This is a genomic window from Natrononativus sp. DTA114, assembly GCF_059736515.1.
Window position 1 is genome coordinate 419,765 of sequence record NZ_JCASSN010000001.1, and the last position, 13,168, is coordinate 432,932.

Here is a 13,168-nt window from a genome sequence, read left to right on the forward strand (position 1 = left end):
AGGCAGCTCTCGAGAACGAGACGAGAAACACATATGTTGGACGACGTTTTCCTCAGACTTTATTTTCTCCGGGAAACAATCGCCTCGTGATGAAAGATCGACCCAACGGTGTGGGGTCGTCTACGACGTCGGATAGGGGCGGTGAGGGGACAACACCGCAGTTTCTGACGCTCGCCAGCACGGTAAGTGACGGCGTCTTTCAGCTCGACGTCGACGCCCGGTTCGTGGCGGTCAACGACGTTCTGCTCGAACAGGCGGGGTACGCACGCGGCGATCTCCTCGGCACGCATGCGTCGACGCTGTTCGACGGCGAGACGACGGCTCTACTCGAGGACGTCGCGCGCTCGACCCGGGAGCCGTCTCCGGACGGACTTCGCGCGTCTCCGGCAACGCTGCTGACTGAGGCGGGAGCGGTCGGCTGCGAGCTACGGTACAATCCGCTCGTGGCCGATGGAACGGTCCAGGGTGCCATCGGCGTCGTCCGGAATTTCGGTGAGCGACCACCGACGACGACGGGCTGGGACCCGACGGAACCGACCGATGCGATCACGAGCGTCCTCGACGAGGCGGACGTGGGCGTCTTCGTTCTCGACGCTGACTTCGAGGTCGCGTGGATCAACGAGACCGCCGCGACCTACTTCAACCTCGAGCGTGCCGACGTGCTGGGGCGCAACAAGCGTCGGCTCCTCGAAGAGGAGATCCGAACCGTCGTCGACGACCCCGACTCCTTCGTCGACACCGTTCTCGCGACGTACGAGGACAACAGTTACGCCGAACGATTCGAGTGTCGTTTCCGGTCCGGCGACGGGAACGGTCGGTGGCTCGAGCACCGAAGTAAACCGATCGAGTCCGGCCAGTACGCTGGCGGTCGGATCGAACTCTACTACGACGTCACTGCCCGAAAGCGATCCGAACAGCGCCTGCACGAGCACGAACAGCAGTTCGCCTCGCTGATCGACGCGGTCAACGAGTACGCGATATTCATGCTCGAACCCGATGGCACCATCGCCACCTGGAACGAGGGGGCGCGCCAGATCAAAGGCTACGACGCCGAGGAGATCATCGGTGAACACTTCTCGACGTTCTACACGGCCGAGGAAACCGATGCGGGGGTTCCGACGCGTAACCTCGCGACCGCCGCGCGGTCGGGCCACGTCGAGGACGAGGGGTGGCGCGTCCGAAAGGACGGCACGGAGTTCTGGGCGAACGTCGTCATTACCGCCATCCGTGGCAAGGATGGGGCCCTCGAGGGGTTCGCCAAGGTCACTCGCGACCTGACCGAGCGCCGGGAGTACGAGCAACAGCTTCGACGCGAGCGCGACCAGATTCAACAGATTCTGGAGACGTCGCCGATCGCGATGTCGGTTCGGGATGCCGACGGGGAGCTACTGACGACGAACAGACGCGCCCGGGAGCTACTCGGGCTGAGCGAGCGCGAGATCGCCGAGCAACCGGATGATCTGAACGACTGGACGGTATTCGACGCGGACGGCGAGCCCCTCTCGCCCGACCAGCGACCGTGGGAGCGCGTCTGTGAAACCGGCGAGCGAGTGATCGACGAGGAGTTCGGGCTCGAGCGACCGAACGGCGAACGGACGTGGCTCTCCGTGAACGCCGCGCCCCTGTTCGACGCCGACGACGAACTCGATCGGGTCATCACCGCCGCCGAGGATATCACCGTGCTCAAGGAGCACGAACGCGAACTCGAGACGGAACTGAGCGAGATCTTCGGCCGCGTGTCGGACGCCTTTTACGCCCTCGATCGCGAGTTCCGGTTCGTTCACGTCAACGATCGGGCCGAGATGCTCCTCCAGCACACCGAAGAGGAACTCCTCGGGGAGCGCCTCTGGGACGTCTTCCCTGAGGCTGCCGACAACGAAGCCGTCTGGAACAGCTTCCAGACGGCGATTGACACCCAGGAGCAGACCGACTACGAACTCTACTTCGAATCCCTCGACTTCTGGGTCGAGGCCAACATCTACCCCTCAGAGACCGGCGTCTCGGTCTACTTCCGCGACGTCACCGACCGCATCGAACGCGAGCGCCAACTCAGAGAATCCGAGCGGCGGTACCGAACCCTGGCCGAGCAGTTCCCGAACGGGCTCGTAATGCTGTACGACGAGGACCTCGAGTACACGCTCGCCGCCGGCCGGGCGTTCGAGAACCTCGAGTACGACGCGAGCGATCTCGAGGGGCGGCGGGTACGGGACGCGTTCGGTGAGCTAGCCGACGTGCTCGGGCCGGCCTACCAGAAGGCCCTCGAGGGGGAGCCCCAGTCGGTCGAGGTCGAGTACGAGGGTCGCCAGTGGGTCGTCCACACGACGGCGGTCTCCGACGAGAGCGGCGAGTCATTTGCCGGGATGGCGATGGCCCAGGATATCACCGAACGAAAGGAGCGCGAGCAGAAACTCGAGAAGTTCGCGAGCGTCGTCTCCCACGGTCTGCGAAACCCACTGGGCATCGCGCAGGTATACCTGAATATGGCCCGGGACGGGGGGAACGCCGAGGATTTCGACCAGGTAGACCAGGCGCTCGACCGGATGGAGACGATCATCGATAACCTGCTAACGACGGCACTCGAGGGCCGGACGGTCTCCGACCAGGAGGCCGTCTCACTACACGCGGTCACCGTGGCCGCCTGGGAGAACGTCGAAACGGCGGACGGATCGCTCCGGGTCGACGTCGACGGGCCGGTGATCGCCGATGCGAAACAGCTGCAGTCGGCCCTGGAAAACCTGTTTCGCAACGCCATAACCTACGGCGGGGACGACGTCACGGTCGGCGTCGGCGCCCTCGAGGATGGGTTTTACGTCGAGGATACGGGGCCTGGAATTCCACCCGAAAACCACTCCGACGTGTTCGAGTACGGCTACACCTCCGGAAGCGGGACGGGGATCGGCCTCGCAGTCGTGCAGGACATCGTCGACGCCCACGGCTGGAGCGTTTCGGTGACCGAGAGCGAGGACGGCGGTGCACGCTTCGAGATTCGCGGAGTTTCGACGCCCGCCGAAGAGTAATCGGAGTCGGAGCGGTCGGCCACGCTGAGCGGTTCGATCGGTCGTCGTCAGCCCAGCAGGTGTCGAGCGATCACCTTCTTCTGAATCTCCGTCGTTCCCTCGTAGATCTCGGTGATCTTCGCGTCCCGGTAGAGGCGTTCGACCTCCCCTTCGGTGACGTAGCCGTAGCCGCCGTGGATCTGGACCGCCTCGTTGGTGACGTGCATGGCCGCCTCGCTGGCGAGATACTTCGCCATGCTCGCCTCGAGGGAGCCGTCGCCGTCGGCCCGCCGTCGGGCGGCGTACCGGGTGAGCTGTCGGGCCGCCTCGGTTCGGGTCGCCATCTCGGCGAGTTTGTGCCGGATGGTCTGGATGTCGGCGATCGGCCCCCCGAACTGCTCGCGTTCCTGGCTGTAGGCGAGCGCCTCGTCGAGGGCACATTGTGCGAGGCCGACCGACTGGGAGGCGATCCCGATCCGACCGCCGGTGAGGATGTGGAGGGCGGCGGAGAGCCCCTTTCCTTCCTCCGTTAGCCGGTACTCTTCGGGGATGCGAACGTCGTCGAACGTCAGCGCGGTCGTGTCGCTCGCGCGCAGACCGAGTTTGTCCTCTTTCTCCCCGACGGTGAGCCCGTCGGCGTCGGCGGGGACGACGAACTGGGTGATGGTCGAGGGATCCTGTCGGTCGGTCTTCGCGAACAGGACGATCACGCCCGCGCGCTGGCCGTTGGTGATCCACTGCTTCTCGCCGTTGATCACGTACTCCTCACCCTCGAGTCTGGCTTCGGTGCTCATCTCCGCCGGGTTCGAGCCGGCGTGGGGTTCCGAGAGGGCGAACGCACCCACGGGGCGTCCCTCGGCCATATCGGGGAGCCAGCGCTCCTTCTGTTCGTCGCTGCCGAACTCGGCGATACACGAGGTCGCGAGACAGTGAACCGAGAGCGCGGTGGCGACCCCCAACATCCCGTAGGCGACCTCCTCGTTGACGACGCTGTAGGTGACCGGATCGGCGTCGTAGCCGCCGTACTCCTCCGGAACCGTGAGACTCGTCAGATCCAGTTCGGCGAGGCCGTCCCAGACCTCCTCGGGAAACTCCTCGGTGCGGTCGGCCTCCATCGCTGTCGGTCGGATCTCCTCCGTCGCGAACGTTCTGACGACGTCACGGATCGCCGCCTGCTCGTCGGTAAGCTCCATGTAAGGGGCTGGGAGGGGTAGTGGCAAAAATCTCCCCACTTGGCGCGCCACCCGCAACCGAGCGAAGCGACATCGCGCCAGCCGGCGACAGCGTCAGTGACTCGCCGTCTCGCCGTCGGCGTCGTCCATCTGCTCGCTGGCGAGCACCTTGTTCGCCCGGCGCAGGCGCTCGGAGAGCGCCTGGTGGGAGATGTCGAGTTCGCCCGCGAGGTCCTCGAGGGAGATCTCGCGGGGCACGTCGTAGTAGCCCTGACGGTAGGCCTCGGCGATGGCCTCCTCCTGCGGGTCGGTGAGCGCGGCGGTCGCCTCGAGGTCGGCGTTTCTCCCGGCTTCGACCATCCGTCGAATATCTACGGAGACGCCCTGCTCTTCGATCGCCGAAACGGCCGCTGAGAGCATCTCACGCTCGGGGAACAGCAGCCGAAGCGTCCAGCCGCCGTCTGACACCTGAGCGTCGAGGATCGTTCCCTCGTTCTCGAACACGCCGTTACAGACGCCGCTAACGGTGTCGCTGTACTCGATCCGGTAGAGCCACTCCTCGGCGCTTGGGTCCTCGAGTAGGCGGACGAACTCGTCGACGGTGGGGTCGTCTGCGAGGGCGGACTCGATCGATTCCTGGTCGACGTTCGAGAGCCAGACCAGCGGCATCGCCTGGAGCGGTCCCTCGCCGACGACGCTCTTGACGCGCAACTCGAGTTCGGGGTGCTCTCGAAAGGTTGTCGACAGGGCGAACTCCTCGGTCGGTAATGCGATCTCCGCGACGGTCGTCATCGCGGATCACTCGGTGTTCCGGCAGCTCGACCCGGTTGGCGGACGATTCGACCGATACGGATCTCGGATCGTGCAGATGTATCCATCATAGATGCCAGTCGATCCCGCCGTGTGATGGGGTCGTCGAGGGAAGCCCGCGAAAGCACGCGAAAATTGGCGTCCCAACGGAGCGAGCTATCGCTCGGATCGGCTGTGGTCGGAATACAACAGCCCGTCGGTTGGTCTGCTGGCTTGTGTCTTCCAGTTATTTAAGTAGGGTGCCAGCAATCGACGGGAAAGTACGGGAATACCGAGAGTCTCGGAGCTTGTAACGGATGATCTCCGTTCGGATCGCTCCCCGCCGACGTGCGAGTCGACGGCTCAGTTCAATCGGGCAAAGCGGTTCAGCGCGTACACCGTCTGGAGGACGTCGACGCTCTTTCCGCGGTCGAAGACGAGTTCGTCCGACCGGATAACGTGATCGAGGGTGTCCCGCGAGGCGTGTTCGGGGGCGGCGGCGATTCCCGCGTCGTTCTCGGCGACCCACCGCATCACGCGCAGATCGCTTTTCGAGTCGCCCATGACCAGCGAAAAGGGCTCCGCCACGTCGAGCACGTCGAACGCTCTCTCGACCCCGACGACCTTGTTCAACTCGAGGCTGCCGATCTCCGCCGCATCGGCCTCGTAGTAGGCGACGTCGATCCGCTCGAGGACGGCTTCGAGCGCCGACGGCATCGTCGCCCCGTCGAGATCCGGATACGCCCCTTCCTGCTCGAGAACGCTACGGATCTCGGGATCCCGGGCGGCGTAGAACACACGAGTCAGCTCGGGAACCGTCCGGTCGGTTTCCTCGAGCGGATCGACGACGGTGCCCACGGCGTCCGCCAGCAGGTCGAGCAGGTAGACGAGCGACTCGTCGATCACCTCGCGGGCGCGGGTGGAACCGGTCTCGTAGTTGGGTTTCATCGTCACGTTGAACTCGTTTCCCTGGAGGTGACAGCCGCGACGGAGGTCCTCGGGTGCCTCCGTGAGAACGCGACCGCGAACGTCGTCGAAGACGTCTCGGATCTCCTCGTCCAGGTCCTCGTACAGGAGCTGTTTGGTGTCGGCACCGTGACCCGGCGTGAACACCCCCGTCCCGGCTTCGTAGACGATCGATAGCTCTCCCGAGTGGACGACCTCGCTGCCCAGTCCCTGGATCGCGAACCCCTTCACGTTCTCCAGGGTCTGGCCCGTACAGATGACGATCGGGACACCCTGCTCGTGAAACTCGGTGAGGACGTGGAGCGTCTCGCGGGGAATCTCGTTGTCGGTGCCCCCCGCCGATCGAAGCGTCTCGTCGACGTCGAGCACGAGAACGTTCACCGGCCGGCCGTACTTCGACTCGAGGTCGAGCGCGGTAAACGCCTGTTCGCGCGTCGCCCGCGCAGCGACTTCCGCGAACGTCTCGCCGGCGGCGAACTCCCGCCGGATCTCGTCCTTGCGAGCCTCGAGTTCCTCGCTGGCCTCCTGCCAGTGCTCGAGGGCGACTCTCGAGTCGACCGCGGGGAAGATGTCGACGAACTCCTGGTACTCCCGCAGCGTGTCGGTGTCGAACTCGTCGTACAGCCGGTAGACGAGGTCGTATCGTTCCATGTGGGATGATGGCAGGGGAGGGCTGTTAACCGTTTCCGATAGTCGTGGCCCCGTCGCGGAAGCCGCCGATATCCATTCTTTACTCGAAAGAGAATAAACTTTTATCGCTGCGGCGCCAACCGCCGGCTATGAAAGCGATCGCAGTCGAGCCCGGAGTCGGCGAACCGACGCTCCTCGAGAAGCCGGTTCCCGAACCGGAACCGGGAGAGGCGCTCGTCAGAATCCTCCGGGTCGGCGTCGACGGCACCGACCACGAGGTGATCGAGGGCAGCCACGGCGGTGTCCCCGAAGGCGAGGATCACCTCGTGCTCGGCCACGAGGCCGTCGGCGTGGTGGAGGATGCGAACGGAACCGAACTCGAAGAGGGCGCGGTCGTCGTGCCGACCGTCCGCCGCCCGCCCAACGGGACGAACGAGTACTTCGAGTCGGGCTATCCGGACATGGCACCGGAGGGTGAGTACACCGAACGCGGCATCGCCGGCGCCCACGGCTTCATGGCCGAGTACGTCACGAGCCCCGCGGCGTATCTGGTCCCGGTCCCCCGCGAGTTAGCGACGCTGGGTTTTCTCGTCGAGCCGATCAGCATTACGGAGAAGGCCGTCGAGCACGCCGCCGCGTCCCGATCGGCGTTCGACTGGCGGCCCGAGTCGGCGCTCGTGCTGGGCAACGGTTCGCTGGGGCTGCTGACGGTCGCCATGTGCCAGGAAACGCTCGGCTTCGAGCGTACCTACTGTCTGGGTCGGCGCGATCGTCCCGACCCGACGATCGACCTCATCGAGGAGCTGGGGGCGACGTACGTCGATTCCCGAGAAACCCCCGTTTCGGAGGTCGCCGAGGTTCACGAAGGGATGGACCTCGTCTACGAGGCGACGGGGTACGCGAAACACGCCTTCGAAACGATCGACGCACTCGCACCCAACGGCGTTGGCGCCCTCCTCGGCGTTCCCGGCGACTGGACGTTCGAGGTGGACGGCGGTCGTCTCCACCGGGAGTTCGTCCTCCACAATAAGGCGCTCGTCGGCAGCGTCAACTCCCACCACGGCCACTTCGAGGCGGCCGTCGATACCCTCGCACAGCTTCCTTCGTGGGTCACCGACGACCTCGTGACAGGCGTTTACGACCTCGAGTCGTTCGAACGAGCGTTTGCGCGGGACGATACGACTATAAAAACGGCGGTCGAATTCGACCGCATATGAAGAACGTAGACGATCTGATCGAGGGCGCGGCGGAGCTCGCAGAGCGGGGACTCTCGAAGGGAGAGATCGCCGACGAACTGAACGTTTCCCGGGAAACGGCGAGCTGGCTCGTCGAGCGGAGCGGCGCCGCAGCCGAGCCGACCGATCGACAGCCACCGGCGGGCGGTGCGGGCGGTCCACAGGATATCCACGTCGACTGGTCGGCGATCGGGCGGGACAGCAAGCGAATGGGAGCGGTCGCCTCGGCGATGGCCGACCTGCTCGCGAAACACGGCGAAGACGTGGACCTCACCATCGGGATCGAGAAGGCCGGCGGACCGATCGCGACCCTCGTCGCCCGCGAACTCGAGACGGATCTCGGCACCTACACCCCCGCAAAGCACCAGTGGGAGGAAGGCGACATCGAGGAGCTCGGTGGCACCTTCTCGCGGAACTTCGCGGGTATCCGCAACCGGGAGTGTTACATCGTCGACGACACCGTCACGAGCGGCACGACGATGCGCGAGACGATCGAGGCCGTTCGAGCGAAGGGCGGCGAACCGCTGGCGTGCGTCGTGCTGGCGGACAAACAGGGCGTCGAAGAGCTCGAGGGCGTCCCCGTCTACTCGCTGTTGCAGGTCATCAGCGTCGGCAAGGAGGAGTGAAGCGGTCGCGTTCGGCTGCGCTGGCGATCCGACCAGCCGACGCTGGCTGTCCGATTCATGGCGCAAGCGATTTGCCGCTGACGTTCGTACGTGGAGGCATGACCTTCCAGCCAGACCGCAGCCTCGAGCAGGAGGAAGTCGACGAGATCGTCGAAACGGCGCTCGCGGACAACGAGGTCGTCCTGTTCATGAAAGGAACCGAACTCATGCCCCAGTGTGGCTACTCCCAGCGCGCCCTCGAACTGATCGGCAAGCACCGAGACGAGTACGAAACCGTCGACGTCCTCGAGTCGCTCGACGAGTACCGGACGGCGCTCGAGTCACACAGCGGCTGGGAAACGATACCCCAGACCTACGTCGACGGGGAGTTCGTCGGCGGCTCCGACGTGCTCGCCGAACTCGACGAGCGAGGCGAGCTCGGGGCAACATTCTCCTCGAGTTAGGGCCGGCAAACATTCATACAAGCCAACCGAGTCAACATTTAATAGCAGGTCATATATGCCACGCGGCCGTATTAGCAGGCAAGAACGACACCGTCGCACACTTCCACACCATGCCCACAGAGGAATCTAGACACGTATACCGACTTCACTCGACACTCGAACTGCCCCTCGAAGAGCTCCGCGAGCACATCGACAGTGCCACCTACCCCGACGGAATCACCGACGTCGAGCTCACGCGACGAAACAACACGCTGATCCTGAAAGCGGTTGCCGAGGACGAAACCGTGAGTAAGTACACGCCGGCCGCCCAGTTGAAGGCGAGCGTCACCGAAAACCGGGTGTACGAGGAGGACCCGGAGGAGCGCCGGAACAGCTTCCGCTGGGACGAGGAGGAAGAAGAGGAGATCGAGTCCGAACTCGTCGAGTTCGCCGCGTTCAAGGGCGACCGCGAAACCGTCCTGCAGAACTCCCTGCTCCAGTACGAGATGTTCCTCGTCCTCTGTGACATCGCCCAGGAGGCCGAGAAGGGTACCCTGACGGCGATCTCCGAACACGACGGGGATCTCGAGGCGACCCGGATCGTCGACGGCGAACCTCGCCCCGCGGATGTCGAAGTCGTCGAGGGGCCGCGCGACCGCCAGACCTCCCAGTCCGGCGTCAACTGGCGGGACAACAAGTTCATCTCGGATTGATGGTAGCCAGTTGTTAGGGTCCAGTCGACTCGATTCCTCAGTGAGATCCGGACCCGCCTATAGTAACGACTGAAACGAGTTACACGCTGCTCGCAAGCGATGCCGAAACCGGCAGCTCTGCACCGGTTTCGGGCGAGTCATCGCGAGCAGCTGTGTACTGACTTTCTGTGGCAACTATCGGTTGTCGGACGAACGTTTGTATCCTACCATCCCCCGAGTAAATACAAGAAGTCAACTAGTACCGTCATGCTTCTTACTCTTCGTCCAGTTATTGTACGGCATGGCAAACACACCTCCAACTGATTGGGTCGGGGCCAACGGGGATGCCGCCTCCGAACTCGGCTCCGAAGGAGGGAGTCCGGCGTTCTTTCGAAACGTAGTCGAAACCGCGCCGATCGAGACCATCGTCGCCGATGCCGATGGAACCATCGTCTTTGCCAGCGACTCGATGACAACCCGTCTCGGGTACACGACGGACGAACTCGCGGGTGAGCCGCTCGAGGAGCTCGTTATCGGTGACGACTTCTCGGCCATCTCAACCGGCGATGGGAGCGGCCAGCTGGACGTGTTCGTCCGTCACGCAGACGGGAGCGACGTTCGCATCCACGGCGATGTTCGAGAGTTCGAACTCGATGGTCGGACACTTTTTGCGGTGTTTATTCGCGACGCAGAGGACCGGGAGACGCCCGATCGATGGATCGACCGATACAACGCGATCACCCGGCTAACGGGGTACGGTATCTATCAACTGGACCGCAACGGACGCTTCGAGATGGTCAACGAGAGCATCATCGAGCAACTCGGCTACTCGCGAGACGAGCTACTGGGGGAGCACGCATCGGTAGTCGTCGACGAGAACGACATCTCCTATTTCCAGAATACAATCGAGCGCCTCCTCGACGACGAGGACGAACAGGTTGCGACCGTAGAGTTCACCGCGCACACCGCCAGTGGCGGGACGATTCCCTGCGAAGCACAGATTACCGTTGTCCGCTCAGGCAGATCGATACGAGGGACGGTCGGCATCGTTCGCGATGTTTCCGATCGGAAGGAGCGCGCAGAGGAACTCCGACAGGAACGGGGATTGATCGAACACGTCCTCGAGACGAGCCCCGTAGGGATCGGCGTGATCACGCCCGACGGCGACATCTCCCGGGTCAACGATCGAGCCGAAGAGCTGTTGGGGTTAACCATGGAGGAACTCTCCAACCAGACCTTCGACGCCTCTCAGCGGAACCTGTACGATTCAGAGGGAAAACAGGTGTCGCCGACGGATCTGTTGAGTCGCGTATTCGACGATCGCGAGCAGGTAATCGACACCGAGTTCACCCTCGAACGGCCAGACGGCGACCGCATTTGGGCGTCGATTAGCATCGCTCCGATGACCGATTCCGAAGACGACGACGTCGAGAAGGCGGCCATCATCGCGACCGATATCACCGACCGAAAGGAGCGTGAGGAGGTGATTCGCGAGGAGCGCGACATCATCGAGCACCTCCTCGAGACGAGTCCCGTGGGGATCGGCGTGATCACCCCCGACGGCGACATCTCCCGAGTCAACGACCAGGCCGAGGAGCTGTTAGGTCTGACGATCGAGGAAATCACCAACCAGACGCTCGACGTCTCTCAGCGCAGATTCTACGGCGTCAGCGGACAGCAGGTTCAGCCCGAGGATCTGCTGAGCCGGGTGTTCGAGGACCGTGAGCGCGTCCTCAATACCGAGTTCAGGCTCGAACGTCCCGACGGGAAGCGCGTCTGGACCGCTCTCAGCATCGCACCGGTCGAAAACCCGGAGGGAAACGTCGAGAAAGCGGTCGTCATCGCGACGGATATCTCCGATCGCAAGGAGCGCGAGAAGCGACTGCGCGAGAGCGAGGCCCGACTGCGCCAGATCGCCGAAAACATCAACAGCGCCATCTGGATGGCCGACGCGGATCTGAGCGAGATCCTGTACATCAGTCCCGCGTACGAGCACATCACTGGACGCTCACGCGATTCCGTCTACGACAACCTGATGAACCACCTTGATGCCGTTCACCCGCAGGATCAACACCGGGTCGAAGCCGCGATGAAAGAGGTGACACGGACGTCGCGAGGCGACAACGCCACGATCAGATTCCAGGAGAAGTATCGGGTCGTCCGGCCCGACGGATCCATCCGGTGGGTCGACAGCTTCGCGTTTCCGTTGCAGAACGACGACGGCGAGGTGTACCGGTTCGTCGGTGTTATCGACAACATCACCGAAGTGAAAGAGCAGCAACTCGAACTCGGACGTCAGCGCGACGAACTGGAAACGCTCAACCAGATCAATACGGTCATCCGACGAGTCAACCAGGGGCTGGTTCAGGCAGCCACTCGCGAGGAGATCGAGAGCCAGGTTTGTGAAACGCTCACCGACTCGAAACTGTATCACGCGGCCTGGATTGGCGACGTCAACACCGGAACCCGCGACGTCGCGCCGAAGACCGGTGACGCCCTCGGTACCGAGCCGTTCAGTAAATCGTTTGCTATCGACGCGGTCGACGCGGTCTCGATGGCGGTCGAATCCGGCAAGATACAGCTCATCCCCGATATCGGTACGCTTCCGCCAGAGCTGGCGGTTGCCGCCCCTCGAGACGACGGCGCGTTCGGGAACGGCCAGTCGTCGGCAGCGGTGATTCCGCTGCTATACAAGGAGACAGTGTACGCCGTCCTCGTCGCGTACTCATCACGGGCGAACGCGTTTAGCGTCCGAGAACAGGCCGTTCTGTTCGAACTCGGCAAGACGATCGGGCTCGCGATCAACGCGGTCGAACGGAAAGAGGCACTGCTCACCGATACAGTCACGGAACTCGAGTTCGATATCCGCGACCCCGACGTCTTCTTCGTGAGAGCCTCGGACGAGTTCGACGCGGAATTCGAGATGGAAGGAATCACCTCACAATCCGACGGGGCATACCTTCAGTACTTCACGGTGACCGGCATCTCACCGGAACGGGTGATCGACCTCGCCGATGACAGTCACGAAATCAAGCACGTACGCGTCATCACCGAGGACGACGAGCGTGAGGCCGGTGCTCTCATCGAATTCGTCGTCGGTGATCAATCGCTGGCGACGTCTCTGGCCGAGTACGGCGGCACCGTCCACACTGCAAGGTTCACTGAAGGGGCGGGAACGGTCGTCGCAGCCTTTTCACAGACAGCCGACGTCAGGAACGTCGTCGAGGCCATCCAATCGACGTTCGAGCGGACTGACCTCGTTAGCAAACAGAAACGGGAGCGGTCAGTTCACACGGACCGTCAATTCCGAACGGCGCTCGAAGAACTGCTCACCGAACGCCAGCGGACGACACTCGAGACTGCGTACTACGCGGGATACTTCGAGTGGCCGAGAGACAGTTCCGGCGAAGACGTAGCAAACTCACTCGATGTCGCACCGGCCACGTTCCACCAGCATACTCGAGAAGGAACGCAGAAACTCGTCGATACGTTTCTGACCGGGATATCCGAATAGTCCGCCTCCAACCGTTGTTGCGACTGGTTTGCCGTTATCAGAGAAATTCTCCAACACCAGAAGACCGGGCGCACCACTCGTTTCGGTTGGGCGGGAGGTTCATATACGTAGGTTACTCGCGCCGGC

At 63.3% G+C, this 13,168-nt stretch carries 9 protein-coding genes; 6 read left to right on the plus strand and 3 right to left on the minus strand.

Going from position 1 to position 13,168, the window contains the following annotated elements:
• Window positions 1-89: 89 nt before the first annotated feature.
• A complete protein-coding gene (locus tag AC6I6S_RS02215) occupies window positions 90-3,017 on the plus strand; it encodes a PAS domain-containing protein (protein ID WP_497948092.1) in 2,928 nt (975 codons plus the stop codon).
• Between the two features lie 47 nt (window positions 3,018-3,064).
• Here the strand turns inward: AC6I6S_RS02215 and AC6I6S_RS02220 are convergent, their stop codons facing one another.
• The 3 genes from AC6I6S_RS02220 to AC6I6S_RS02230 all read right to left on the minus strand — a co-directional run bounded on the left by AC6I6S_RS02220 (window position 3,065) and on the right by AC6I6S_RS02230 (window position 6,574).
• Window positions 3,065-4,189 carry an acyl-CoA dehydrogenase family protein gene (locus tag AC6I6S_RS02220; RefSeq protein WP_497948093.1) on the minus strand — a complete coding sequence of 375 codons (1,125 nt, stop codon included), beginning with the start codon at window positions 4,187-4,189 and terminating at the stop codon, window positions 3,065-3,067.
• A gap of 93 nt (window positions 4,190-4,282) precedes the next feature.
• The gene (locus AC6I6S_RS02225; protein ID WP_497948094.1) at window positions 4,283-4,960 is read right to left on the minus strand and encodes a helix-turn-helix domain-containing protein; all 678 of its coding nucleotides are present in this window, start codon (window positions 4,958-4,960) and stop codon (window positions 4,283-4,285) included.
• A gap of 360 nt (window positions 4,961-5,320) precedes the next feature.
• Window positions 5,321-6,574: an HAD family hydrolase gene (locus AC6I6S_RS02230; protein WP_497948095.1), complete on the minus strand. Its 1,254-nt coding sequence runs from the start codon at window positions 6,572-6,574 to the stop codon at window positions 5,321-5,323.
• 128 nt (window positions 6,575-6,702) lie between these two features.
• Here AC6I6S_RS02230 and AC6I6S_RS02235 point away from each other — a divergent pair, with 128 nt between their 5' ends.
• The 5 genes from AC6I6S_RS02235 to AC6I6S_RS02255 all read left to right on the plus strand — a co-directional run bounded on the left by AC6I6S_RS02235 (window position 6,703) and on the right by AC6I6S_RS02255 (window position 13,042).
• Complete coding sequence (locus tag AC6I6S_RS02235) at window positions 6,703-7,770, plus strand: glucose 1-dehydrogenase (RefSeq protein WP_497948097.1); 1,068 nt, start codon at window positions 6,703-6,705, stop codon at window positions 7,768-7,770.
• Window positions 7,767-8,414, plus strand: a complete 648-nt coding sequence (gfcR, locus tag AC6I6S_RS02240) for a transcriptional regulator GfcR (RefSeq protein ID WP_497948098.1) — start codon at window positions 7,767-7,769, stop codon at window positions 8,412-8,414. Before AC6I6S_RS02235 ends, gfcR begins: the two co-directional genes overlap by 4 nt.
• Window positions 8,415-8,512: 98 nt before the next feature.
• Window positions 8,513-8,857 carry a glutaredoxin family protein gene (locus AC6I6S_RS02245; protein WP_497948099.1) on the plus strand — a complete coding sequence of 115 codons (345 nt, stop codon included), beginning with the start codon at window positions 8,513-8,515 and terminating at the stop codon, window positions 8,855-8,857.
• A 110-nt stretch (window positions 8,858-8,967) separates the two neighbouring features.
• Window positions 8,968-9,549: a DUF7110 family protein gene (locus AC6I6S_RS02250; protein WP_497948100.1), complete on the plus strand. Its 582-nt coding sequence runs from the start codon at window positions 8,968-8,970 to the stop codon at window positions 9,547-9,549.
• 280 nt (window positions 9,550-9,829) lie between these two features.
• Complete coding sequence (locus tag AC6I6S_RS02255) at window positions 9,830-13,042, plus strand: PAS domain S-box protein (protein WP_497948101.1); 3,213 nt, start codon at window positions 9,830-9,832, stop codon at window positions 13,040-13,042.
• Window positions 13,043-13,168: the final 126 nt, after the last annotated feature.